General features: G+C 59.3%; 23 protein-coding genes and 1 pseudogene. 10 read left to right on the plus strand and 14 right to left on the minus strand.

What is annotated here, in order from left to right; genetic code table 11:
• The first annotated feature begins 81 nt into the window (after positions 1–81).
• Positions 82–681 carry a hypothetical protein gene (locus ABF821_RS02850; RefSeq protein WP_182974320.1) on the plus strand — a complete coding sequence of 200 codons (600 nt, stop codon included), beginning with the start codon at positions 82–84 and terminating at the stop codon, positions 679–681.
• 152 nt (positions 682–833) lie between these two features.
• On the opposite strand, the gene ABF821_RS02855 is transcribed toward ABF821_RS02850, so the two are convergent.
• The 4 genes from ABF821_RS02855 to ABF821_RS02870 form a co-directional block, all read right to left on the minus strand.
• A protein-coding gene (locus ABF821_RS02855; RefSeq protein ID WP_415528987.1) for an IS3 family transposase occupies positions 834–1939 on the minus strand; the annotation gives its coding sequence in 2 pieces (ribosomal slippage) (positions 834–1687 and positions 1687–1939; 1107 coding nt in all).
• Positions 1940–2114: 175 nt separating this feature from the next.
• Positions 2115–2804 carry a response regulator transcription factor gene (locus ABF821_RS02860; RefSeq protein ID WP_310889095.1) on the minus strand — a complete coding sequence of 230 codons (690 nt, stop codon included), beginning with the start codon at positions 2802–2804 and terminating at the stop codon, positions 2115–2117.
• Positions 2805–2824: 20 nt separating this feature from the next.
• The gene (locus tag ABF821_RS02865; protein ID WP_415528988.1) at positions 2825–4717 is read right to left on the minus strand and encodes an ATP-binding protein; all 1893 of its coding nucleotides are present in this window, start codon (positions 4715–4717) and stop codon (positions 2825–2827) included.
• Between the two features lie 109 nt (positions 4718–4826).
• Positions 4827–5999, minus strand: a complete 1173-nt coding sequence (locus ABF821_RS02870; RefSeq protein ID WP_182974317.1) for an oxalate decarboxylase family bicupin — start codon at positions 5997–5999, stop codon at positions 4827–4829.
• Between the two features lie 270 nt (positions 6000–6269).
• Between ABF821_RS02870 and ABF821_RS02875 the strand changes: the two are divergent.
• From ABF821_RS02875 to ABF821_RS02895, 5 genes and pseudogenes are all read left to right on the plus strand, one after another.
• Positions 6270–6467: pseudogene (locus tag ABF821_RS02875) on the plus strand (transposase); the annotation flags it as partial.
• A gap of 69 nt (positions 6468–6536) precedes the next feature.
• Positions 6537–6986, plus strand: coding sequence for an IS5 family transposase (locus ABF821_RS02880; RefSeq protein WP_259657233.1), 450 nt, complete (start codon positions 6537–6539; stop codon positions 6984–6986).
• Between the two features lie 451 nt (positions 6987–7437).
• Positions 7438–8676, plus strand: coding sequence for a cupin domain-containing protein (locus ABF821_RS02885; RefSeq protein WP_182974316.1), 1239 nt, complete (start codon positions 7438–7440; stop codon positions 8674–8676).
• Positions 8677–8738: 62 nt separating this feature from the next.
• A complete protein-coding gene (tatA, locus tag ABF821_RS02890) occupies positions 8739–8963 on the plus strand; it encodes a twin-arginine translocase TatA/TatE family subunit (RefSeq protein WP_182974315.1) in 225 nt (74 codons plus the stop codon).
• A 530-nt stretch (positions 8964–9493) separates the two neighbouring features.
• Positions 9494–10105, plus strand: a complete 612-nt coding sequence (locus ABF821_RS02895; protein WP_182974314.1) for a hypothetical protein — start codon at positions 9494–9496, stop codon at positions 10103–10105.
• Between the two features lie 146 nt (positions 10106–10251).
• Here the strand turns inward: ABF821_RS02895 and ABF821_RS02900 are convergent, their stop codons facing one another.
• On the minus strand, positions 10252–10566 hold the full coding sequence (locus ABF821_RS02900; protein WP_182974313.1) for a hypothetical protein: 315 nt from the start codon (positions 10564–10566) through the stop codon (positions 10252–10254).
• A gap of 315 nt (positions 10567–10881) precedes the next feature.
• Here ABF821_RS02900 and ABF821_RS02905 point away from each other — a divergent pair, with 315 nt between their 5' ends.
• The 3 genes from ABF821_RS02905 to ABF821_RS02915 are packed head-to-tail and all read left to right on the plus strand — an operon-like array spanning position 10882 to position 15169.
• On the plus strand, positions 10882–13092 hold the full coding sequence (locus ABF821_RS02905; RefSeq protein WP_310889096.1) for a TonB-dependent receptor: 2211 nt from the start codon (positions 10882–10884) through the stop codon (positions 13090–13092).
• Positions 13093–13123: 31 nt separating this feature from the next.
• Positions 13124–13780 (plus strand): response regulator transcription factor, encoded by a 657-nt coding sequence (locus tag ABF821_RS02910; RefSeq protein ID WP_182974311.1) that lies wholly within the window; start codon positions 13124–13126, stop codon positions 13778–13780.
• 21 nt (positions 13781–13801) lie between these two features.
• A complete protein-coding gene (locus ABF821_RS02915; RefSeq protein ID WP_182974310.1) occupies positions 13802–15169 on the plus strand; it encodes a sensor histidine kinase in 1368 nt (455 codons plus the stop codon).
• 21 nt (positions 15170–15190) lie between these two features.
• Here ABF821_RS02915 and ABF821_RS02920 read toward each other — a convergent pair whose 3' ends face one another.
• On the minus strand, positions 15191–15376 hold the full coding sequence (locus tag ABF821_RS02920) for a hypothetical protein (protein WP_182974309.1): 186 nt from the start codon (positions 15374–15376) through the stop codon (positions 15191–15193).
• 188 nt (positions 15377–15564) lie between these two features.
• On the opposite strand from ABF821_RS02920, the gene ABF821_RS02925 reads away from it, so the two are divergent.
• Positions 15565–16491 carry a LysR family transcriptional regulator gene (locus tag ABF821_RS02925; protein WP_415528989.1) on the plus strand — a complete coding sequence of 309 codons (927 nt, stop codon included), beginning with the start codon at positions 15565–15567 and terminating at the stop codon, positions 16489–16491.
• On the opposite strand, the gene ABF821_RS02930 is transcribed toward ABF821_RS02925, so the two are convergent.
• Genes ABF821_RS02930 through trbE form a run of 8 tightly spaced genes read right to left on the minus strand, consistent with a single transcriptional unit; the run spans position 16412 to position 24191 of the window.
• Positions 16412–16663 carry a DUF2274 domain-containing protein gene (locus ABF821_RS02930; protein ID WP_182974307.1) on the minus strand — a complete coding sequence of 84 codons (252 nt, stop codon included), beginning with the start codon at positions 16661–16663 and terminating at the stop codon, positions 16412–16414. The genes ABF821_RS02925 and ABF821_RS02930 overlap by 80 nt on opposite strands.
• Positions 16660–17820 (minus strand): TrbI/VirB10 family protein, encoded by a 1161-nt coding sequence (locus ABF821_RS02935; RefSeq protein ID WP_182974306.1) that lies wholly within the window; start codon positions 17818–17820, stop codon positions 16660–16662. The genes ABF821_RS02930 and ABF821_RS02935 overlap by 4 nt, the downstream gene beginning before the upstream one ends.
• Positions 17817–18803 carry a P-type conjugative transfer protein TrbG gene (trbG, locus tag ABF821_RS02940; RefSeq protein WP_182974305.1) on the minus strand — a complete coding sequence of 329 codons (987 nt, stop codon included), beginning with the start codon at positions 18801–18803 and terminating at the stop codon, positions 17817–17819. Before trbG ends, ABF821_RS02935 begins: the two co-directional genes overlap by 4 nt.
• A complete protein-coding gene (gene trbF / locus ABF821_RS02945) occupies positions 18803–19483 on the minus strand; it encodes a conjugal transfer protein TrbF (protein WP_182974304.1) in 681 nt (226 codons plus the stop codon). Before trbF ends, trbG begins: the two co-directional genes overlap by 1 nt.
• A 2-nt stretch (positions 19484–19485) precedes the next feature.
• On the minus strand, positions 19486–20745 hold the full coding sequence (trbL, locus tag ABF821_RS02950; RefSeq protein WP_182974303.1) for a P-type conjugative transfer protein TrbL: 1260 nt from the start codon (positions 20743–20745) through the stop codon (positions 19486–19488).
• 4 nt (positions 20746–20749) lie between these two features.
• A complete protein-coding gene (trbK-alt, locus tag ABF821_RS02955) occupies positions 20750–21022 on the minus strand; it encodes a putative entry exclusion protein TrbK-alt (protein ID WP_182974302.1) in 273 nt (90 codons plus the stop codon).
• On the minus strand, positions 21022–21768 hold the full coding sequence (gene trbJ, locus ABF821_RS02960) for a P-type conjugative transfer protein TrbJ (protein WP_182974301.1): 747 nt from the start codon (positions 21766–21768) through the stop codon (positions 21022–21024). The genes trbK-alt and trbJ overlap by 1 nt, the downstream gene beginning before the upstream one ends.
• Positions 21765–24191 (minus strand): conjugal transfer protein TrbE, encoded by a 2427-nt coding sequence (trbE, locus tag ABF821_RS02965; protein ID WP_182974300.1) that lies wholly within the window; start codon positions 24189–24191, stop codon positions 21765–21767. The genes trbJ and trbE overlap by 4 nt, the downstream gene beginning before the upstream one ends.
• Between the last annotated feature and the right edge of the window lie 6 nt (positions 24192–24197).

Here is a 24197-nt window from a genome sequence, read left to right on the forward strand (position 1 = left end):
TCTTATTCAAGTCGGAAGCGTAGATTGCAAATGATTTAGGCTGAACCGATTTGCAATATCATTAATAAAATGTGTGAAAATATGCTTAGACTTCACGGACATTCAATAAGCGTAGTCGGAGCAGGAATTGTCTTTATTCTGATCGCTTTGAAATCGGCTCCTGTGCGTGCCGCCCGCCCTGATTATCCAGAAATCAGGACGGTCAATATTTCCGAACCTGTCAGGATCGTTCGTGACTTCAATCTGTCGCAACTCAAGGCAATCAAGGAGAAAGCCGACCCATCCATGGCGCGGCCACTCTACGGATTCTATATACATGCTCTCAAGATCAAATTAGAGACAATTAAGGGAAAGCCGTTTTTATACATTGGACTCGTCGATCGCAAAATAGAAGTCGCTCGTGACCTGGATGGCGGTCAATGCCTGTTCGACAACGTAGTGACGCATTATAGAAAGCACGCGGACGCGGCAGAAAATCTCCTAGAGCAGGAAACGGCAGACATTTCCAGGCATTTCGCGATCGCCTGGAAGCAGAACCCAACCAGTGCCGTCGGACACCAAGGGTCTCTTATTATCCGTGATGAATTGAACGCCTTTGCCCGTAAGCAGCGCTTATTGGAGCGGCACATAGACTCAAGAGAGGAGCTTGATGGCTTGTATAAAAGTGACTGCCATGTATGACGATATGTTAAATATAGATAATCTCGCGCGAAGCGTCTTTTTTCCAATTCAAGCATCTCTTTCCTTCTGAACAATTTCTCTTCATAAAAACAAATACTGACTTATGAAGTGCTCCCCGACTTTGGGCCAGCGTGAACTGGAAACTTCCGGGTTCAAGGCTCCACCGGCAGATCCGCCGGAGAGCCGTTCAGCAGCGATATCGGGGGTTTGTTACCGATGGCGCTGTGTGGGCGGACCTCGTTGTAGTCCTGACGCCAAGCCTCCATTTTTGCCCGGGCGTCGTCAAGGCTCATGAACCAGTGCGTGTTCAGACACTCGGCCCGGAATTTGCCGTTGAAGGACTCGATGAAGCTGTTGTCGGTCGGCTTGCCCGGGCGGGAAAAGTCGAGCACGACACCCTTCTGATACGCCCATAGATCCAGATCCCGGCTGACAAACTCCGAGCCCTGGTCGACCCGGATGCTCCTGGGATAACCCATCTGCCCGCAGATCCGCTCCAGGGTCTGGACGACATCCTCGCCGCGATAACTGAACCGGGGATCCGTGGCCGGCGAGAAGCGGGAGAAGGTGTCGATCACGGTCAGGATCCTGATCTTGCGGCCCGTCGCAAGCTGGTCGTGAACAAAATCCATTGCCCAGATATCATTGGTGTGCGTCGCCGGACGACGGTCCTCGCGCACTTTCGCCTTGACCCGCCGCCTGGGCACCTTGTTGCGCAGTTGCATGCCCAACTCCTTGTAAAGACAATAGATCCGCTTCGGGTTCACCGCCCAGCCATCCCGCTGCAGCAGGATATGAACGCGGCGATAGCCATAGCACACACGGGTTGCGCAGATCTCCCGGATCCGCTGTGTCAGTTCGGCCTGCGTGCCGCGCTTCGACTTGTAGACATAGAGGGAACGATCGATCTGCAGCACCGCACAGGCCCGCCGTGTCGAGATCTTCCACTCCCCCTGAAGCCTGTCCACGAGTTCGCGTTTGCGCGCAGGCCTCAGAGCTTTTTTGACAGCACGTCCTGCAGCATCGCCTTGTCGAGCGACAGGTCCGCCACGATCCGTTTCAGCTTCGCGTTCTCGTCTTCGAGCTGACGCAGCCGTTTCATTTCGGATGGCATCAGGCCCGCATATTTCTTCCGCCAGTTGTAGAACGTCGCATCCGAAATGCCTGCCTTCCGGCAGACCTCGCCGACAGGTGTGCCCCCTTCGGCCTGCTTCAAAACAAACGCGATCTGCGCCTCGGTGAACTTCGATGCCTTCATGAAACTCTCCTCGTCCCGCTTACGGGATCATAAATGGAAAATTCCAACTCAAAATGGCCGGGTTTTCGGGGAGCACGTCACTTGAGGCGAGGCCTGCGGTTGGCTTCTCTGCTCCAGGAACTCCACCGCTTCCTCTTGATACTCGTGCCACGGACTCCTGGGCATGGAATTCCGATCATCGTTGTCTTGTGTCGTCTTCTGTATGGTAACGGGAGACCGATTCGTCTCGAATACCCAGTTCTTCTGCTTGGCGAACCAGATCCGCGAGTGAGCTGGCATGCATTTTCTTCATCGCATTCGCTCGATAGATTTTGACCGTTATCAAGCTTATCTCGAGGCGGGCAGCGACTTGCTTATTCATCAAACCGCTGGCCACCAGAGCCATAACCTCCCGCTCGCGCACGGAAAGCTGCTCATAGCGCGCTTGCATATCGGCCCTTTGGCGCACCTCCTTTCTCAGCGATCGCGAAATTTTCAGCGCATCGTGGACTGCGGATAAGATCGCCTCGTCTGAGAACGGCTTTGTCAGGAAGTCGATCGCGCCGGCTCTCATACCCTTGACGGTCATCGGTATGTCACCGTGTCCGGTCATGAGAATAATAGGAATATTGATCCCGCCCTGAGCAAGCGAGGCCTGAAACGCAAGGCCGTCGGCCGTCTTCAACCGTACGTCCAGCACAAGACAGCACTCTCCATCGGGCAGACCGGCGGCCAGGAACTCCGATGGATCAGCAAAGGTCACGACGCAAAGGTCGGCCGAACGGAAGAGACTGTCGAGGGAGGCTCGAATGCCCGCGTCGTCATCGACGACAATGACGGTTCCGATGATCGCGCGTGTCTCCGGCCGTTGGGCGATGGCACGCACATTCTTCTCATTTCCGACCATCATACTCTCCGCTGGGGGAGCGTCACGATAACGACCGCACCATAGGGAGACCGGTTCAATGCGTTGATCGTGCCTCCATGTGCGTGCGCGATCTCCCGGCAAATCGGGAGACCCATGCCCATTCCCTGCGCCTTGGTGGTCACAAAGGGCTCAAAAAGCTGTCCATCGGCAATGTCGCCGAAACCAGGTCCGGTGTCACAAAAACTCAACACCGCGGTGTCAGGTCCAGCCTGACCGCGCCCAATCCGGATTTCAAGAACCCTCGGCCGATCGACGACGATGCTCATGGCCTGAATGGCGTTCATCATCACGTTCATGATAACCTGCTGGAGCTGAATTCGGTCGCCCGATACCATTGGCGTATCGACCGCTTTCTCTATTCTTACTTCTACGTGTCGTCTCAGGATTTCTCCACGGAGTAGGACCCGAACTTCTTCCACCAACTCTCCGAGGTCCATAGCCGTACAGAAAACTGTTTCCTTGCGCGTTAATGCACGTACCCGGGTGATCACCTCCGCAGCCCGGGTACTATTCGATACGATCTCATCGAAGCACAAGAGGGCCTCCCCGACCTTAGGTTGCGATCGATCGAGCCATCTCCGTCCGGACCGGGCAAAGGTCGTGATGGCCGACAGAGGCTGGTTGACCTCATGAGCAATCGATACCGCCAGTTGCCCCAATGTCGTGACGCGATCGGCATGTGCCAGTTCGCCCTGTGCAGCGCGAAGTTTCATTTGTGCTTGGTTATGTTCCGTGATGTCGAGGGCCATGACCAGCACGCGTCGACTTTCCAAATCCCCGACCGGTCGGGTGACACGTAGAACGACGTCCCGGGAGCGGCGGTTGGGACCGACGAAGGTTGTCTCAGTTTCATAAGCAACATTGCTGTTCGCCAAGTGCGCCAATACCGCGATGAAGACACTCTCATCGGCGAAGAGAGAACGGAGCGGCGCACCCGTGAGTTTCCGCGGATCTTCAACCTCGAGAAGGGCGGCCGCAGCATCATTCGCGTCTCGTATGTAAGGCTTGTCACGAAAGCGCTCCAGGCAATCACGCCATGACGCTTCAGGTAGCCTTCTTTTCTCCCGGAACAGAATGTCCACAACGGAACAATCCACCTCGAAAATCGCAAACGCTACCGCCTGGAAAATGGCGCTGTAACGCTGTTCGGAGCGCTCTCGCTCCGCCGCAGCCTCCTTCTGCTCCGTAAGATCAGCGCCGAATTCGATAATCCCGCATTCTCGGCCATTACTGTCCAACCTTACGCTCCAGCGAACATCCAGAACGATCTGTTGGCCGTCGCGACGTGTCCTTGTGATTTCGCCCGTCCATTGCCCGACCAGGCGAAGTTGCTCCGCCGCGGCTGGCGGGAGATGCGTGCTTTGGAGGAGCGCCGAGCCTTTCTCTCCGATCGCCTCGTCTGCATGCCATCCGTACAGCCTCACGGCGCCTTCATTCCAATAGATAATCGTATCGTCGAGATCCCTGACGATGACGGTATCATGGGTGAACGCCAACATACGAACCTGTTCCGCGAGCGCGTCTCTCGTACGGCGGTCACGTGCGGAAAGCATCGTCGCAACGCCGATCGCGATTATGCTGACCGCGAGCCGAAGGTAGGCATCATCGAACGATTCACCATGATGCTTCACGAGGAAAGAAAGGCACGACAAGCCGATACACGCCGCACCTGTCGCCAAAATCGTCCGCAGGCCACACGAGGTGGCAATCAGGAGAACGACCAGCACGTAGAGTACAGCGAACGCGTCGTGCAGCTGCGTCGCCGTGTTCAAGCCGAACACAAACAGTGCGATGATGAATGCCGCCGACCGAAGGCCCCACGCGTGGGGCTGAGCCAGTCCAGTTCTCCATGGACGGAAAGTAGCGAACAACGGGCCCGTTCCTCTTTAGGCTACGCGCACAGGCTGGAGCCAACCGCCGCCATGCGGACCCGAGCACCATAGCACGGCAACTAGCATCCTAGCAGAGCGCCATCATCCATCACACTATAAGGGGCTTCACCTTCGATAGCGCCGCAATGGTCTCATCGTCCACGTTCAGATGCTCCTTCACCATTTCGGGAGGCGAAAGCGCGAGCCACTGGTTGGCGGAAAAATCGGTAAAGACCGAGCTCTTGAATGCCTCCAGGAACACAAGAGGCTCGTCCCCGATGTTTTCCAGGTAGTGTCCCATTCCGAAGGGTACATAACCCACATCGCCGGCGCTGTAATCAAAGGTCCGGGCTTTCCCGCCCGACGCGAATACGGTCATGCGCGCCTTTCCCCGAATGAAATACTGCCACTCGTCGTTATTGCTGTGCCAATGAAGCTCGCGCAAGCGGCCGGGTTCGACAACGACGATCGCGGCGGCGATAGTGGACGCCGCCGGGAAGTTCGTCGAGTCGACGATCCTGACTTCGCCGCCGGCGACTTTGATTGGGGCTTGGCGCATGAGCTTGTGAGTATAACGGATCGGCGAGGTACCTTGTGGCGACGCGACTTTATCCTGATCGATCGGCCCAGGGACGGTTCCTGAAAAAATCCAGCGTGTATGCTCGACGTCGACAGGAAGGTCTTCAAACTTGGCCTCGGGAACCCCAAAATTCTTCGCCAGAATGTGCGGCGGCGTATGAAGCAGCCAATCGGTGATCAGAAATGTTTCGTTCTCGGAGAAGCTTCCGTCATCGAAGACAAGCAGGAACTCACAGCCATCGTCATCGAGGCCCTGGATCGAGTGCGGAACGCCCGCAGGGAAATTCCAGATGTCGCCAGCTTCCACATCGTCCACGAAATTCCGACCCTGGGGATCGACCGCGGTAACGCGGGCCTTCCCCGCGAGCATCAGCCCCCATTCGGCCTCCTTATGATAATGGAGCTCCCGGTACCCCCCTTTGTTGAGCCGCATATTAACTGCCGCCAGCGTTGTAGCCACAGGCAGCTCGCGCACCGTAACCTCACGTGCCCATCCGCCGCTCCCGAGGCGATTGCGCGCCATCCCATAGGAAAATTTGAGATTAGGTATCGTGCCCGCATCGGTGTCAGGCGAAGCGAGCAGGTCCGGGTTCTCACGCTCGAGAGCAGGATTGCGAGGGCCGAGAATAGTGCCACCGCGATTGTCACGGCACGGCTGCGGACCTTCTTCAGAGGGGGATACGCCCCAAGGCAGATCGCTCATCCTATCTATTCCTTCTCAACCAACGGTCCAGTGCATCGCGCTCAGCGCGAGCGTAATTTTCCGGCTCACCCGAAGGTTGAGATTCATACTTTGCCGAGGCGCGGAGGGCGATCATACCTTGGTATAAAGGACCGACTCGCGCGCGCCGGGCTTCCTAGGGCCCGGACTCATAAGGGGATTCCCATTGTGAGCGGCCTATGATTCGCTTTCTCTCAAAGAAGGCGAGCGATGAACGCCGACCTTTTCTGGCTCTGAGAGCGGCAATTTGCGCGGATTGCGCCGGATCTGCCCACCGATACACGTGGCAAGCCGCGCGTGGATGATCGACGCGTGATCTGCTGCATCATTCAGGTCATGCTGTCCGGCGCGCGGTGGAAGGATGCGCCGTCCGCGTATGGCTTGCGCAAGATGCTCTACAATCGGGTTTCAGCGCTGGGCTGCGAAAGGCGTCTGGGCGCGCCTGTTTGAGGCGCTGGCGCAGAGCGGTCGACCGTCTGCCGAACTTCTGATTGACAGTTCCGCCGTGAAGGCTCATCGCTGCGCCTCCGGCGGAAAAAGGGGGAGCGATACCACGCCATCAGACGATCGCGTGGCAGGCGCACGACCAGGATCCATGCGCTGACGGATGCCGCCCGCCGTCCGGTCGCCTTCGTGCTGACCGGCGGCAACGTCGCGGATTGCACGGCAGCGATCCCGCTGCTGGCGCAGGTCTCGAACGCCCGGCTGATCCAAGGCGACAAGGGCTACGAAACCCACGTGGTGCGTCGACAGATCGAGGACAAGGGCGCCGCGCCGAACATCCCGCCCAAGGCCAACCGGGTCTGGAAGAACTGCTTCTCGCCGGTCCTTTATCAGACACGAAATGCCATTGAGCGCATGTTCAACCGCCTCAAGGACTTCCGTCGCATCGCAACACGTTACGATCGCAATGCCACTAACTTCCACGCCGCCATATGCATCGTCGCGGCCGTCAGCTACTATTTATGAGCCCGGGCCCTAGTCTAAACTGACCTCCTACCGTTAATGCTGTTCTCGGAAATCAGCGAAGACAGGGCATCTGCCCGATAGCCGCAGCCAATTCAAGCTCACCGCCTCATGGGTCTCCTTCAACTGACTGAAGCAGCAATTGGCGCACACCCCACTCTCCGCGCAAGGATGCCGCCGACGTGGTCTCGGCGATAATGATACCGGGTTCGACGGAACCGACCCGCTCAATGCCGACGCTTCAACCCGAGCCAAAGCGCATGGACAGATGCCCTTGTGTCTTCATACGTCGCTGGCTACTCGTCTCTCACGCTCCGAGGCAAGAAATATCCCCTTTATGCCACACCTTGCGACATAGAAATTCGGGTCGTGGCGGCGGCGGCTCAAACTAAGGTATAATAGATGAAACTGCGTCGAAGCCTCATGATGGCGCTCGTTCATTCAGGAGGCTAAAATGAGTGCATTACAGCGCAGGGGCTTTCTCACCGCGGCGGGCATGCTCGGCGTTGCGGGCGCAGCCCATGCGGCTACGTTTGGCAACCCGGACCATCCTCTACAGGGTATGCAGAACGCGCTTAATCCGTCGAGCAAGTCTGATCCGGGACCGAAGAACCCGGCCATTGCCTCGCAATTTCCCGACTTTCAATCACCCCCGGCGACCGATGTCGATGGGATGCCTCTCTTCTGGGCATCGTTTAACAACGCCCACCGTCGAATCCAGAATGGTGGTTGGGCCCGAGAAGTCACGCAGGACGACTTCGCAATTTCCGAGGACATATCGGGCGTCAACATGCGTCTGAGCGCCGGCGGCATTCGCGAGATGCATTGGCATCAGCAGGCCGAATGGGCAATTATGCTCTACGGAAAATGCCGGATTACAACTCTGGACGAACAGGGACGTCCGAGCGTCGAAGATGTCGAAGCAGGCGATTTGTGGTATTTCCCGCCCGGCATGCCGCATTCGCTTCAGGGTCTTGGGCCCGATGGCGCAGAATTCCTCCTTGCATTCGACAACGGAAAATCTTCAGAATTCAATACGCTACTGGTTACTGACTGGCTCGCGCATACCCCCCCCGAAGTACTGGCGAAGAACTTCGGCGTGCCGGAGAGCGCGTTCAAAAAAATCCCGCTCGATAACCTCTGGATTTTCCAGGGGGAAATCCCTCCGGACCTCCCAATGGATCAGAGGAGCGCACGAGTTGTCCCGGGGGCGGAGAAAGTGATCTACCGTCTTTCGCGTGCAAAGCCGATTGCCAGAACACATGGTGGGCAGGCACAGATCGCAGACAGCAGGAATTTTCCCATTTCCAAGACCGTCGCGGCGGCCCTTGAAACGATCCGCCCCGGCGCTATCCGGGAAATGCATTGGCATCCCAACGCTGACGAATGGGCATTCGTTATCCAGGGTCAGGCGCGCGTCACCGTATTCAACACCGGCCCCAAGGCCCAGACCGCCAATTTTAACCCAGGTGATGTCTGGTACATCAAGAAGAGTCTCGGTCATTATGTGGAGAATACCGGCAATGAGGATGTGAAGGTGATTTCGGTCTTCAAGTCGGATCGCTTCGCCGAAGTCTCGCTGTCGGATTGGCTCACCCACATCCCGCCAGAAATGGTCCAGCAGACGCTGAACCTGGATCCGGAGACAATCAGTCGCTTCCCGACCACCCGTCCCGACTTCTCGCCGGTGTAATCGCTGTCTCCTCCGGTCAGGTAGGCCGGAGGAGACAATCTTAATGAGTGGAGAATGAGGATATGGGATCTCTCAGCATTTGGCATTGGCTCATCGTGCTCGCCGTCGTGTTGGTTCTCTTTGGCGGCGGGAAACGTCTCTCGTCCACTATGGGAGATCTCGGCCGCGGCCTGAGGATCTTTCGCAAAGAAGTAGCCGATCTACAATCGGAAGACACATTACTGGCGCAGTCCGATATCTCGCCGGCAAGTGAGCAGCCCGCCGGGCATACATTGCATGCGCATTAAGCAAGCAGTAGGAAGCGTTGTGCCAATCATATTTCCGGCGTGACTCTCGTATTCAGGGCACCGGTCACGCCGGATATTGCGACAGCATTAATCGGCACAATGAGAGATGCGTCACTATATGACCGAAAAGGCGCGAAGAGGGAAAGTACTTCCTGCGCCAGCGGTACGGACACACTCATCACCCGCAAATTATGGATGTCCTACATACGCCCGCTTGACAACAAGCCACAGGCATCTCGGGCCAATATGGTGCCGCGAGCGCCATAATTCAGCAGGGCTACCTGACAGCGTATCGACCGCTACGTTCGCCGAAACCTGCGACCCCGACAAGCTGAAATCGGATATCGGACACTGCGCGTTCTCCCAGCCGATCGTAGCCTCATTCACCGACGCCGTCGGGGATTGCGACCGAGACGATAAATCCCCCGGCGCAACCTTGCGATCCGTCTCGACAATGGCATCGTAGTCATCAGTTTCGCATCAGGCTTGCTCGTTACAATGCTGAGGAGTTTATTTCTGAAAGAACGCCGATGTTGAATGTAAGACAATCTTCCTACCTTCTTGCCGTGGCAATTCTTACCCAGTCTTTCTCTTTCTCGGTCAGAGCCGCCCCCGCACGCCACGTGGAATCCAAAGTGTCGTTTCATTTCTACAAAATAGACGTTAGGCGTGATTATACGTTACAGCAAATGCACGAGTTCGCCGTGCAAAAGGGTAATAGCGAAAATCAATGGCCTCGGGGATTCTTTTACTCCGTATTCTCTGACAAGATTAAGGTAGATAAAAAATATCCCGGCTCGTATTTAATTTCTGTCGATGTCGGCATAAATGATCCGACCGTGGAGATAGCGAGTGATCTCAATCAGAATATCTGCGAGAAAAATAGTTTGGCAGAATTCTATAAGAAGAAAGGCGAGCATATATTTTCTTACTATCGAAAGCTCGAACAAGACCTCCCGGAAATGATCAATCGTGAGACAAAGGACTATATAAAATTTCATCCAGAGGTAACAGAATCAGAAATATTGCAATATATTCACATATTGCTTCAAAATAAATCCGACCAATATACGGCCGATTCATCTCGAACTTTTTACGAAAAATACGACGAGACAAAATGTAAATCAACCAATGTGCTTTAGCCCTACATGAACTGTGCCCTTCGGCAGAAGGCAATAAAGGGCAGGCCTGAACCTGGCGCCGCGAAAACGCTGTTCCGACCATGTGCATGACGCTGGCATTCAGACAGGAGTCGGGCCGGGCAGTGCGATAGCATGCTCCGCTCGCACTATACGGACACCAAGATCACCTGCGGGCCATGGCTGTGCGACATGCGCCCGACTTGAGGACAAAGCATAAGCGTTTCAAGCCAATGTGGCGCTGCGAGCACCATGCCTTCAGCAAAGCCATCCAGCGCCACATCAGCAGCTACATTTGCCGAAATGCCGGACATCGGTAGGTCGAAATCGGATTTCGACCACTGCGCATTTTCCCCATCTATCGCGGCAACATTCATTGTCACCGTAAGTGTGGCGATAGCGACTGTGACGACAGGTGCCGCAGCGCAACTTTTTGATCCGTCTCGAAGTGGCATCGTCATCATCAGCTTCGCATCAGGTTCGCCCCGTAGAATGCCGAACGCCGGGGTGCCGTTACAGACGACAGACGGCTTGAGACACGATTATGCAATGCCCGAACCAGACTGAATAGAAGCCCTGTCCCAATGAATCGTCTTACGCTCTCCTCCGTAGTTTGTCTGTTCGTCACCAGCGTGGTCCCGCTACCTCAAGCGATAGCGCAGACGGCTTCGATTGGATCTGAGGCTCGGAAACACGGCGTTCCCACACGTAGGCCGCCGACACCGCAGGAGCGGGTCCCGACACCTACTCCCGTACCAACTTCCCCGGAAAATATTGTCGTGAGCGTCCATCAGCATCGCTCTGCGGATGGTATCACGGGGCGCCAACCCGGAGGCGGATTGATCAAACCCGAGACGGCGCCAAAATCCGTGAGTACGGTGAGTCGCGACTTCATCCAGAAACAGTCTCCAGCTCAAAATCCGCTTCAACTTGTCGAGCTGCTTCCTGGTATTGTGGTCGGATCCGCCGATCCATTCGGCCTTACTGGAGGCACGATCTCGCTGCGGGGACTCGACCAATCCGAGATGGCACTGACATGGGAAGGCGCCCCAGCAGCCGACATCGGAATCTACACGATCGATACATCTGAATTCGCGAGCAACGAAGATCTGGAAGATATGAGCGTTCAACAGGGGTCGCCAAATCTGGATACGCCCACGATCAACGGATCAGGAGGTTGGTTGTCTTTTCGTGATCGCGACCCAGCCTGGCGGATGGGCGGTCTAGTGACACTTGGCTACGGCTCGTTCAATTATCATCGCGAATTTGCACGCTTCGATACGGGCGAGATCGGTCATAGCGGTGTCCGCGCCTATGTTTCCTACGCCAACCAAAGGGACGATGCCTGGCGCGGGCCTGGTCATGATTCGATCTGGAATATGGATTGGAAGGCTATCAAGGAATGGGGCCCTGACAACACGATCACCTTCGTCGGCTCATATCGCCATTCCATCGAGAATACCTGGCCTTCCATGACAATGGCGGACTGGAAGGCTTATGGCCGTGGCTTCACGTGGGACCGTCGATATGTATTTGGCCCCGAAGGAGAGAATTACTGGCGGCTCAACCGCAATCCCTATGACAACATGCTGCTTAGCGCCCCGTCGCATTTCACGCTAACCGAGCGCTGGCACATCAATTTCACCCCCTATTTCTGGCATGGTGAAGGCAATAATTCGGCTGGAGCCTTTCTAAATAATATAAACGGCAATTTCCTCGGCAACGAGGCGCTCACACATGCACTGAGCCTTCCTTACGCACAAGCGGGCGGAGACGATACCGAAAATGCCATGACCCTCTTGGCATATCGGAACGTGCAGTACCGAGGCGGCTTTACGGCCAAGACGGACTATAGAATCGGCGCACATCATGATCTCTACCTTGGATGGTGGTTCGATTATTCGAACGACCATGATTATGCCGTTCTCTCTCCCGTAAAATACGACGGTACGCCGCTTGATATTTTCGGGGCAACAAACAATATCAAACTCTCCGATGGTCGACTTTTAGCTTACGCGAATATTTCGACGATAACGACGGTCAATGCTCTTTTCGTCGGCGACCATGCGACTTTCCTCGGGGGAAAGTTGACGATGGACGCGGGGATCAAGCTGGCGATGATCAACCGGAACGGCACTAACGAACTCCCAGGGCCGCAATACAAGGTGGTTCTTAATGACTTCCAGCCCCTGCCCGCCGTTTCGGCTCGCTATCAGTTCAGCAAACAGCACCAGGTTTTCGCGAGCGTCTCCACCAGCTTCCGTTCCCCGTCGACCCCAACGCTTTATGACGCGTATTATGATCATGGCGTCTCATACCAGGGCATCAGAGAACCAAAGGACGAATATTCGATCTCAGAAGAAATCGGATACCGTTATAATGGTCCGCTTCTCGTCGCCAGTGCGACCTACTTCCACTATAATTTCACGAACCGGCAAATCCAGAGCGCAGTGACGGGAACGAATGGTGGCGTGACCGTCGACCTCAACGCCGGCGGTCAAACGTCAAATGGTGTATCGGGCGAAATCGGGACGCTGCCGATCAGGCATTTCCGGCCCTACGTGTCTGGTCAGTATCTGCATGCCACGATCGATAACAATATCTCCGGTTTGCCAACGGCGGGAAAGACAGCCGTGCGCTCACCACGCTTGACTGGAGCACTCGGCATCGACTGGGACAATGGCAGTCTCTTCTGGAATTACAATATCAGATACGTCTCACGACAATCTTCCACGCTCATGAATGACGAACATATGCCCGCTTACTATGACATGAACGCCACTGTCGGCGCTCGACTGCCCAGCTACGGGCCCGTGAAAAGCCCGACTATTCAGGTCAACTTCATCAATCTCACTAACAATCATTATCTGTCGGGCATTCAAACGGTAACGACAAACGCCATGACAACACGTGGTATCGCTGGCACGGCACCGGACTATCTCGTCGCGCCCGGTCTTGCCGTCATGGCAACTATGAAAGCAGCATTTTGAGGCGCGACATACCAAGCCGGAAAGAACATCGATGCAGCTTTTGCTCGTAGAGGATCATGCGCTGCTTGGCCAGGCAATGAAGAAGGCTCTGGAACAGGAGGGTTACGACGTCCGCTGGGTAACCGGAGGCGACGAAGCGATCGCATCGCTTGTGGACGCCCGATATGACCTTGTGCTCCTTGATCTGGCGCTGCCGAAAGTGAATGGTTTGGAAGTGCTTCACTTGATCCGTCAGTACCCCGACTACATCCCGGTGATCATCGTGACGGCACGCGATCGTCCCGTCCATCGCGTGGCCGGCCTTGATTCAGGCGCGGACGACTACATGGTCAAGCCGATCGATCTGGCAGAACTCGTCGCGCGCGTCCGTGCGCAGATTCGTCGGCAGGATGGCCGAAAGTCCGACACCCTGTTCGTGCGCGATGTGGAAGTCGATCTCATCGGCCGCGTGGTACGCCAGAGGCAGAAAATTGTACATCTTACTGCGAAGGAATTCAAACTGGTTGCACTTCTCGCCCGACGCGCGGGGCGGTTCGTCTCGAAATCAGATATGGCGGACGAACTCTATGACGTCCTGGATACGTTCGACGGCAACGTAATCGAGGTTTCGATCTCGGCCATCCGGCGCAAGCTGGGGGCCGATTTCATCATCACGGCGCGCGGTCTTGGCTACACAATTCCAAAATAAACAGGCGAAGGACTCCGGGCGATGCGTGCGCGATCCCTGACGACGGCGGTCTATATCCGTGTGCTGCTGCTCTTGATCTCACTCGGAACGGCAGCGGGAGGCGTAGCTTATTTTATGGCCCGGGCCGACGTGGAGCGCGCTTCGGACCACAGCCTGATACTCAGCGCAAATATGCTTTACGCACTCATGCAGGAGGAGCTCGCTGCGGCACCTGCGGCAAGTTTTCCCGCAACCCTTCTTAGCTCGGAGGACAAGCTCGCCTTCCGCACGGGCGCGAGATCGCGGATGTTCGCCGTCTTTGTCCATGGAACATGCATCGTTCATTCAGAAGACGCACCCTCTCCGGATATCATTCCGCAGACACCAGGCTTCCATTATTTCGACCACGGGCTATGGCGCGCTTACGGTCTTGAGATACCCCAACACGGATTAAGGATCGTTGTTGCAGAACGACGTGCGGATATCGATCAGACGATTACCAGTTTTCTCCGCCAGATCACTTTGCCGCTGAATATCCTCGTAGTCGCAAGCGCGATCCTGCTCTGGGTGATGTTACGTAGCGGACTCGCGGAAATGCGGCGTTTGAGCCTACAGCTTGACCGTCGCTCGTTTCACGATCTCGAGCCGCTCGATCCTCAGGTTTGGTCACGCGAACTATCCGGCCTTGTCGGAAAGCTAAACACTCTTCTTGAACGTGTCAGGACCGGTATCCAACATGAACAGATGTTTACCGACGCGGCTGCACACCAACTTCGCACGCCGCTTGCCGCACTGCGTCTTCACGCGGAACTCCTGACGCGAGATGCCGCGATCGCTTCCAACCGAATCCAACCGCTACTTGACTGCGTCACGCAGGCAAGTGCGCTCATAGACCGGATGCTTCTGCTCGCGCGGCTGGACACGACCGCTCCGGCGATGACCGAATTCGACATAGCCGCACTTATAGCCACCGTTCTCAGCAGCCATGCGCTACTAGCCGTGCAGTCGGGCGTTGCTTTTTCCTTCGAGATTCACGCCATGTGCCGGATCGTGTCTGATCAGGCGTTGTTGGAGATTGCATTAGCCGCCTTGGTGGAGAACAGCATAACGCATGCCGCATGCGGCGGCGCAATTGACATACACGTTCACGACCTCCGCAAGGGAGCGCTATGCATGGTGTGCATCGATATCGCAGACCGCGGACCAGGAATACCGAAATCGTGCCGGTCCCGAGTCTTCGACCGCTTCTACCAGCTGCGGGAGGGATATGGTGGCGGTCATGGACTCGGTCTTTCCATCGCGGCCCGCGCTATTGAAATCCTCGACGGAACAATCGAGCTGGGTGATCGCATCGACGGTCCGGGTCTCGTCGCTTCTATTCTCCTGCCCCAACCTTGCTCTCTGGCTTAGTGTGGTGGCCGGTTGTGAGGGTCATTCTGCGGCTAGCATTTTAGAAATCAGGAGCTCAGGCATCAGCAAGGCCATGCCGAAGAGTTTGGCGCGGACAATGGCGCCCGCATCATCCTCACTTCTGCCCGATGTACCATTCGCGAGTAGATGGGACGGATCCAGGCGTTCGCACCAAATGCGAGCGCTGGCGGTGCGAACATCGAGCATGCCATGGCGCTCCTTAATCAAGGAGACGGTCACTCTTCCCGTTCTTTCGGTCAAGAGATTGATGATAACCGCTTTTGACCCAACTTCCTCAGCTTTTGTGCTGAACCGGAATTACTTGCTCGAGGAATCGTCCGGATGGACTTCAACGAACAGCAAACTCCAACACGCTGTTAAGGAATAGAAAAATCATGCATATGGCGGAACTCCGTTATTTTCTGGCAGTCGTTGAAGCTGGAAGTTTCGGTAAAGCCGCGCACTTATTGGAATTACATGTCTCCACCCTCAGCAGGGCCATCAGTCGACTCGAGGATCGTTTAGGCGTTACGTTAGTAGAGCGAACCACGACCGGAATACGCCCGACAGCATCTGGCCGTGTCGCGGCGCACCACATACGTCGTGTCCTGAACGAAGCAAGCGCACTTAGTGAGATACTGGGGCGCCGCGTCACAGACGAAATAGGCGAAATTCACTTAGGGTTTCACCTACCTCCCGTAAACAGCGTTTTGTCGAATCTATTACTCGAATGGCATAGGATTTATCCGTCCATCCTCATCACGCCTCATGAGCCCTGCGAAGGTACGCTCCTTGCCGCGTTAGTCGACCGTCAGATTGATGTTGCGCTGATTCCAGACTTTCTGGCTGATCATTTCGAGACTGCGTCTCCAATCTACTCCGAGTCATTGATGGCTGTCTTGCCAGAAACTCACCGGCTTGCCGAAAGGGTCACCTTGCGATGGAACGATCTCGAAAATGAAAAGATTTTTTTGTGGGCCTGGGGAAAAAACGGTATCGGCCAACGTTTCTTTTCAACGCGTCTTCCAAGCGCGAATCCACAGATTCTTGACACCGGGAACCTGACGATGCTCGCTTTTATACGAGCCGGTTACGGCATCACAATTGCGATGCAAGCGTATTCTTGCCTGAACTTTCCGGGGCTAAAATTTATTCCCATCAATGAGGATAACGCATCTATCACCATAAATCTTGTCTGGCGTCCAGCGTCTGAAGATCCAATAGTAGGAAAATTCGTGGCGTTCATGCGCGACCGGGTGAAAGCTCATCGTCAGTTGGTAGCATCGCACGTTGTCGCCGAAACGCCCGGTCACCCTCCATGAAACGCGCGAGCATCGGTGCAATCAGCTTTGCTGGCGTGATCTCGGCCTGAACGCTCTCACGCGCCAGAATTCGCCCATACTCGACCAGATCGCGATGCACGGCAGCAGGAAGTTCGATAGTGAGCCGCACCGGCCTGTCATCCGCGATTGGCCCGAGCCTGAGTTTCGTCATCGGGATGTCTCCTGTCTGTAGGGGGTGAGCACTAGGTCACGATGCACCGTCACCCGCACCGGAAAGCCCGGCCGGATGATATTGGTCGGCTGGATATTCAGCGACCGTCCGACGATCTGTTCGCCAATCTGGTTGAAGCCCTGCGAGCCGCCGGTGCGCAGCGCCTGGGCAATGCCGTTGCCGCCGCTGATATCAGCTTCTGAACCAACGCTGAGGACGGTCGAGACCAGGGCGGCCTTGAACACCTCGCCCCAATGGTTATCGGTCTGATCCTGCAACCCAGCAAAGCCCGCCGAATCGGCGGCCGGCTCATTCTCCAGCAGGATCGATTCCCCGGCCCCACGCATCAGCCGGATCCAGACCAGCAGCACCCGGGTCTGGCCGTAGGCGATCTGGGAATCATAGCGGCCGATCAGCTTCGCCCCCTGCGGGATCAGCAGGATATGCCCGGTCGGAGAGTCATAGACATTCTCCGTCACCTGGGCCGTGACCTCGCCCGGCAGGTCCGAACGGATGCCGGTGATCAGCGCACCGGGAATGATCGATCCCGCCTGGAGCACATAGGGGCTGGGAACGGGTGTCAGCCGCTCAGCGCTGACGGTGCGGTGATCGACGGGACCATCGAGGAATGCCTGCTTGCGATCGGCAGGAGCGCCGCTGGACTGGGCTGCAGTCGTACCGGGTGTCGCGGGCGTGGCGATATCCCGTCCCATCTTCGTCTGGGTGAACAAATGGCTGACCCGCGCCGCTTCCTGCTCCTGGGCAATGCGCTGCTTTTCCGGGTCGGCGGGTGCGGCCGGTGTCGCCATGCCGGGGGCACCCACGCCCGCCTTGAGCAACGGCCCGCCGAGGTCGCCTGGCAGCGGAGCCCCAAGCCGCGGCGGATGGGTATAGTCGCCCGGCAGATTGGCCAACCCGTCCGGCGTGGTGCGATTGCCGGTATCGTAGAGTTCGGCATTGCTCTTCGGTGGTGCCGGCTCCAACGCCAGATAGAGCGCGCAGCCGATTCCGCCCACGGCGATGACCGACAGGCCAAGGATCACCTTGCGCGACAGCCGCGTGACCGGCGGCCGCGTCGTCCGCAACCGCATCTCGCCCGGCGGCCTGACCGGCGGCGCGGACGTGCCGGCGCCTTCGTTTCCGGCACTCCCGCTCATGACCGTCGTGACCAGTCAGTGCGGACGATGCGCACGACCTGCTGGTGCTTGGCGCCGAGACGCAGTTCGGCGGCGGCAAACAGGCGATCGACGATCATCCGATTGCCGCGCACCCGATAATTCACCAACTGGCCGTCGCCCTGCGGGCCGATCACCCACAATGGCGGCATCTCGCCCTGGGCGATCCCGGTCGGAAACTCGATGAAGACCTGCCGCCCGTCATCGAAGGCCCGCAACGGCCGCCACGGCGCATCATCGCCCTCGATCCGATAGCGAAAATTCAGCGCGTCGAGATCGACGCCGGTCGCGACCGGATTGCCAAGATCAGCATCTCGATCCTGCACGCGCAAGGCAACGATCTGGTCCTGCGGATAGTCCCATGAGACCGAGGCCATATAGGTCCGCTCGTCGGAGCGCAGTTCCAGGTGATAGGTCCGCCGGTCGGTATTGATGACCAGATTGGTGATCAGATCCGGCCGCGTTGGCTTGAGCAGGATATGAATCCGCCTGGTCGCCCCGGTACCGCTCTCGGTATCGCCGATAATCCAGCGCACGGTATCGCCGGCGGCGACCGGACCGGAACCGACCAGCTTTTCGCCCGGCTGCAGCGCGATATCGGTAATTTCGCCCGGTGCCGCGTAGAGCTGATAGAGGGCGCCCTCGGAGAACGGATAGACCTGGATCGCATTGAGATAGCCGGCCCGCGTCGGCTGGATCCGCGCCGCACTGTTGGCGCGCTCGACCCGCTGATGCGGATCCGTCGGTTCCGGCACGGCATGCCGATACGGGATCGGCTTGAGTTGCCCCGGCAGCGGCAAGGGCTCGGGGAGTGCCACCACCTGCACCGGCTTGGGCGGGTCAGGCGTAAGAACCGCCTGCCGGGGCGTATCGTCGTATTTAATGGCAGGCGGCTTCCACGACGAGCACGCGGCGAGCGGCGCCAGCAGGATCATGAACGGCACGATGGTGTTGAAGGTGCGCATCAGCCGAGTTCCCTGGACCAGTTGAGGGCGTGGATATAGATGCCGAGCGGATTCTTGCGCAGCCGCTCGGCATCGGTCGGGGTCGTGACGACGATGGTCAGGATCGCGCTCCAGCGCTCGGTGGCGGCCAGCGCGCCATCGACATAGCGGCGCTCGATCCATTCCACCCGGAAGCTGTCATCGGAGGCACGGATCACGCTGGCGATCTCGATCGCCAGCTGCATCTTGCCGAGCCGGCTGAACGGATCGCTGGTGCGGGCATAATCATTCAGCGCCAGCGCGCCGCGATCGGTGACGTAGTTGTAGGCGTCGAGCCAGTTCTGCCTGAGCACCACCGGATCGGCCGGGATGCCGCGCACCTCAGAGACGAAGCGCGCCAGATACCAGGCGATCTGCGGATCGGTCGGCCGATAGGCGGCCGTCGCCGGACCCACGGCCTGCGCCTGACCGAGATGGTCGATCTGCACCACCCAGGGGGTGATGGTACCGCGCACCGACTGCCAGACCAGCCCGGCGCCCAGGCCGCCGCTCAAAGCGAGACAGCCGAAGAAGGCCAGCCGCCAGTTGCGGGCCTGGACGCGGGCCGAGCCGATGCGGTCGTCCCAGACCTGTCCGGCCTTGTGATAGGGCGTCTCGGGTTCCGGCATCCGGCCGAAACGCACGGTAGGGCGGCGGAACATGGCTATTCTCCTTCCGAGAGATCGACGTCGTGGCCGCCGCTGGGCCGGTCGCCGCCCTTGATCGCCTGCGCGGCGGCATCAGCGCCGCCCCTGATCCGGTTGTTGCGCTGCATCCGGCTGGCCCAAGCCGGCGGCTTGCCGGCCGTCCCCCCTCCACCGCCAGCACCCGAAGCCGTCGCACCACCCGCGCCGCCGGTCGCGGCCGCCCCGCCAGCCTGATAGCTGGTGCGGACGCTGGCCGCCGCGCGGCGCAGCGGGCTGGCGGCAGCGGACAGACCGGTTTTGGCTACACCCGCCGCGCCGCCCGCCCGATAGGCGGCGGTGGCACCTCCGGCGACAAAGGCACCACCGCGCACGGCGGCCGCCGCAGCGCCCGCAGCGAGCCCAACCCCTGACGCGGCGGCCACGCCGGCACCGACGACCCCGGCCGCGGTGGCGACAGCGGACCCGGCACCCAACTGCGGACCACCGGCGATCAGACCGTTGGCCAATGCCGGGCCGAACACGGTCAGACCGAGCAGCGTCAGAGAAGCCAGAATCAGGGTCAGCGCGTCATTGATGGTGGGCGGATTATTGAAGCCGCTGGTGAACTGGCCGAACACCGTCGAACCGATGCCGACGATGACGGCCAACATCAGCACCTTGATCCCGGACGACACGACGTTGCCCAGCACCTTCTCGGCGAGGAAGGCGGTGCGGCCGAACAGGCCGAAGGGCACCAGCACAAACCCGGCAAGTGTGGTCAGCTTGAACTCGATCAGCGCCACGAAGAGCTGGATCGCCATCACGAAGAAGCTGATTACCACGATCAGCCAGGCAATCAGCAATACCGCGATCTGGATCGCGTTGTTGAAGATGGCGACGAAACCGACCAGCGAGGAGATCGAGGTCAGGATCGGCTTGCCGGCGTCGATGCCGACCTGCGCCAGCCGCCCCGGCTGGAGCAGCTGCGCCTGGGTGAGATGTCCACCACCGGCCTCGATGCCCAGCCCGGCGAAGGATTCGTAGATGATCTTCGCCAGCCCGTTGAAGTCGCCGATGATGAAGGCGAACATGCCGATGAACAGGGTCTTGCGGATCAGCCGCGCCAGCACGTCCTCATCCGGCGCCAGCGCCCAGAACAGCCCGGCCAGGGTGATGTCGATGGTGATCAGTACACCGGCGAGCCAGTGGACGTCGCCCTGCACCAGACCGAAGCCGGAATCGATATACTGGGTGAAGATGGCAAGGAAATTGTCGATGACGCCGGTGCCTTGCTGCATGGCGTCACCGTGCCGTGTCGGGCGCGAAGAAGCGCTTGCGGTTCTCGGCCCAGATCGCAGCACAGGCCGGATCGCCGTCGGCCTTCATGCCGAGCGCCTGGCAGCGCGCGAGACCGGCGGCAAGCCGGTCACGCGATCCAGGCGGCCCGAGATCGGGCACGTCGACGTCACGGGGGAGGCGCCGGAGGTGGAGGCTCGCGGCGACCAGGATCAGAACGACCAGCGCGACGGCAACCAGCCGGAAGACGATCGGCGGGGAGAGACGCGGCGCGCGCATCAGTGGAACATCTGCGCGGCGCCGGGCGTGTAGCCGGTGCCGTAATTCAGGAAAGCCGCCATCTGCGCACGCGCCTGTTCCTCCGCCTCGACCTGCCGGGCACCCTCCAGCGCCTGAGCGCGGGCCATTGCCGCCGTCACGGCGGTCAGATCGGCGATCTGGCGGGTTTGCAGCGCGGTGAGCTGGTTACCCGACTGCGCCGCCTGCAAGGCGCCAGCCGCCGCCTGACTCGACGTGACCAGACTGTCGATCTGGCTTCGCGTGGCATCAAGATTCTGCACCGCGCCGGTCTGCACACGCAGCCCGTCCTGATAGGCGCCCCTGGCGTTTTGCCATCGCGCCTGGGCATCGGTAGTCATCTGGGCCGCCGAACTCGGGCTCGCCAGCGCCTGGGGATAGGTCTGGGTGAAGGCCTGATCGATGCTGGTCAGGTTATAGGAGAGCCCCTGCGCCTGGCCGACAATTTGCTCGGTCTGCTGGATTGATTGCTCCAAGGGTGCCAGCACCGAGAGCGGCAGATTGGCGAGGTTGCGGGCCTGGTTCTCCAGCATGGTCGCCTCGTTGAGCAGGCTCTGCGCCTGCTGGTTGACCTGCTGCAATTCCCGCGCCGCGATCAGCACCGTCTGGACATGGGCCGCGCCGTCATAGACCGCCCATTGCGCCTGGGCCGGGACGCTCACGACAATGGATGACAGGGCGCCAAACCCAGCCACGAACGCTGCTTTGCAGATCGACGAACTTCTCATGATCCCTCTCCCGGCCTGAGCATTTCGATCGCCCAGTCCACGCCCCTGTGCGTCAGCCACGCGGCCGCGAACCCGTCGCGGCCATGCCGGGCAAAGATCCGGTCGATCGCGGCCTGATCGTCGGGGGAAGACGCAGCGGTGAAGGCCAGCGCCACCTCGGACAGGCCGAGATCGAACAGCCGGTTGCCGCGACGGGACTGGCAGTAATAGTCGCGCTTGGGTGTGGCCCGGCTGAGGATCTCGATCTGGCGATCGTTCAGCCCGAAGCGGCGATAGATGGCGGTGATCTGCGGCTCCAGCGCCCGGTCGTTGGGCAGGAAGATCCGGGTCGGGCAGCTCTCGATCAGCGCGGGGGCGATCGGGCTGGCGTCGATATCGGCCAGCGACTGGGTGGCGAAGATGACGGACGCGTTCTTCTTGCGCAGCGTCTTCAGCCATTCCCGCAACTGCCCGGCGAAGGCCCGATCATCCAGCGCCAGCCAGCCTTCGTCGATGATCAGCAGCGTCGGGCTGCCGTCGAAGCGGTCTTCGATACGGTGGAACAGATAGGACAGCACGGCGGACGCCGCGCCAGAGCCGATCAGACCCTCGATCTCGAAGGCCTGGATATCGGCGACACCAAGACGCTCATGTTCGGCGTCGAGCAACTGTCCCCACGGGCCACCAACGCAGTAAGGCTGCAACGCCTGCTTCAGCGCCAGCGACTGGAGCAGCGCGGATAGGCCGGTAAGGGTGCGTTCCGCGACCGGGGCCGAGGCCAGCGAGGTCAGCGCCGACCACAGATGCTCCTTGAGATCGGGCGCAACCGTGACGCCCTCGCGCTCCAGCAGTGTCGCGACCCATTCCGCCGCCCAGGCCCGTTCGCCCGGCTCATCGATCCGCGCCAGCGGCTGCAACGCGACCGGTTCGTTCCCGTCCTGCGCCAGCGCGCCACCGAGATCATGCCAGTCGCCACCCATCGCCAGCGTCGCCGCACGGATCGAGCCACCGAAATCGAAGGCGAATATCTGCGCCCCCGCATAGCGGTGGAATTGCATCGCCATGAAGGCCAGCAGCACGGACTTGCCCGCACCGGTCGGCCCGGCGATCAGCGTGTGACCGACGTCGCCGACGTGGAGCGCGAAGCGGAACGGGGTCGAGCCCTCGGTGCGGGCATAGAACAGCGGCGGGGCCGCGAAATGCCCGTCGCGCTCCGGCCCGGCCCAGACGGCGGAGAGCGGAATCATGTGCGCCAGGTTCAGGGTCGAGATGCAGGGCTGGCGGACATTGGCGTAGACATGGCCCGGGAGGCTGCCGAACCAGGCCTCGATGGCATTCACCATCTCGCGCATACAGGTGAAGTCGCGGCCCTGGATGGTCTTTTCCACCAGACGCAGCCGGTCGGTCGCAACCACGGGATCCTCGTCCCACACCGTGACGGTGGCAGTGACATAGGCCTGCCCGACCTGATCGGTGCCGAGTTCCTGCAACGCCGCATCGGCATCGGCCGCCTTATTGGCGGCGTCGGAATCCAGCAGCGCCGAGGCCTCGTTGGTCATCACCTCCTTGAGGATGGCCATGATCGATTTGCGCTTGGCGAACCATTGCCGCCGGATCCGGCCCAGCACCTTGGTCGCGTCGGTGCGGTCGAGACAGATCGCCCGCGTCGACCAGCGATAGGGAAAGGCCAGCCGGTTCAGCTCATCCAGCAGGCCTGGCCAGGTCTGGGTGGGAAAGCCGGTGACGGTGAGCGTGCGCAGATGGGCGTCGCCCAATCTGGGCTCCAGCCCACCGGTCAGTTCCTCATCGACCAGGATGGCATCGAGGTGCATCGGGATTTCCGGCACCCGGACCCGCTGCATCCGCGTGGAGATGCAGGAATGGAGATAGGTCAGCGTTTCGCCGTCATCGAGCCAGTCGGCTTCCGGCATGAAGCCGTCGAGCAGGGCCAGCACACGGTCGGTCTGGTCGATAAAGCCCGCGACCACAGCCTGCCAGTCGGAGCCGCCACGGGCGCGATTCTCGTAGAGCCAGGCTTCCGCGCGGGCGGCGTCGTCCGCCGGCGGAAGCCAGACCAGGGTCAGGAAATAATGGCTCTCGTAATGCGCGCCCTCTTCCTCGAACTGCGCCCGGCGTTCGGCGTCGACCAGTTCGGAGGCTGGATCTGGAAACGGGCCGGAAGGATAGCCCCGCGCCGGGCGGCGCTGCGCCTCGACGAAAATGGCCCAGCCGGAGCCCAGCCGCCGCAGGGCGTTGTTCAGGCGCGAGGTGATGGCGACCAGTTCGGATGCGGTCGAGGAGTCCAGGTCGGGACCGCGGAACCGGGCGGTGCGCTGGAAAGCACCGTCCTTGTTCAACACCACACCCTTGGCGACCAGCGCCGCCCAGGGCAGGAAATCGGCCAGCCGGTCGCGGCGATGGCGGTATTCGCCGAGGTTCAGCATGGCGCC

Origin of the sequence: Gluconacetobacter sp. (assembly GCF_047721585.1) — a bacterium.
GTDB lineage: Bacteria > Pseudomonadota > Alphaproteobacteria > Acetobacterales > Acetobacteraceae > Gluconacetobacter > Gluconacetobacter dulcium.

Coding starts and splice junctions, on each gene's coding strand:
- ABF821_RS02850 (WP_182974320.1), top strand. CDS start 82: ATGCTTAGACTTCACGGACATTCAATAAGCGTAGTCGGAGCAGGAATT.
- ABF821_RS02870 (WP_182974317.1), bottom strand. CDS start 5,999: ATGAGCGATCTGCCTTGGGGCGTATCCCCCTCTGAAGAAGGTCCGCAG.
- ABF821_RS02885 (WP_182974316.1), top strand. CDS start 7,438: ATGAGTGCATTACAGCGCAGGGGCTTTCTCACCGCGGCGGGCATGCTC.
- tatA (WP_182974315.1), top strand. CDS start 8,739: ATGGGATCTCTCAGCATTTGGCATTGGCTCATCGTGCTCGCCGTCGTG.
- ABF821_RS02895 (WP_182974314.1), top strand. CDS start 9,494: ATGTTGAATGTAAGACAATCTTCCTACCTTCTTGCCGTGGCAATTCTT.
- ABF821_RS02900 (WP_182974313.1), bottom strand. CDS start 10,566: ATGATGACGATGCCACTTCGAGACGGATCAAAAAGTTGCGCTGCGGCA.
- ABF821_RS02910 (WP_182974311.1), top strand. CDS start 13,124: ATGCAGCTTTTGCTCGTAGAGGATCATGCGCTGCTTGGCCAGGCAATG.
- ABF821_RS02915 (WP_182974310.1), top strand. CDS start 13,802: ATGCGTGCGCGATCCCTGACGACGGCGGTCTATATCCGTGTGCTGCTG.
- ABF821_RS02920 (WP_182974309.1), bottom strand. CDS start 15,376: ATGCTCGATGTTCGCACCGCCAGCGCTCGCATTTGGTGCGAACGCCTG.
- ABF821_RS02925 (WP_415528989.1), top strand. CDS start 15,565: ATGCATATGGCGGAACTCCGTTATTTTCTGGCAGTCGTTGAAGCTGGA.
- ABF821_RS02930 (WP_182974307.1), bottom strand. CDS start 16,663: ATGACGAAACTCAGGCTCGGGCCAATCGCGGATGACAGGCCGGTGCGG.
- ABF821_RS02935 (WP_182974306.1), bottom strand. CDS start 17,820: ATGAGCGGGAGTGCCGGAAACGAAGGCGCCGGCACGTCCGCGCCGCCG.
- trbG (WP_182974305.1), bottom strand. CDS start 18,803: ATGCGCACCTTCAACACCATCGTGCCGTTCATGATCCTGCTGGCGCCG.
- trbF (WP_182974304.1), bottom strand. CDS start 19,483: ATGTTCCGCCGCCCTACCGTGCGTTTCGGCCGGATGCCGGAACCCGAG.
- trbL (WP_182974303.1), bottom strand. CDS start 20,745: ATGCAGCAAGGCACCGGCGTCATCGACAATTTCCTTGCCATCTTCACC.
- trbK-alt (WP_182974302.1), bottom strand. CDS start 21,022: ATGCGCGCGCCGCGTCTCTCCCCGCCGATCGTCTTCCGGCTGGTTGCC.
- trbJ (WP_182974301.1), bottom strand. CDS start 21,768: ATGAGAAGTTCGTCGATCTGCAAAGCAGCGTTCGTGGCTGGGTTTGGC.
- trbE (WP_182974300.1), bottom strand. CDS start 24,191: ATGCTGAACCTCGGCGAATACCGCCATCGCCGCGACCGGCTGGCCGAT.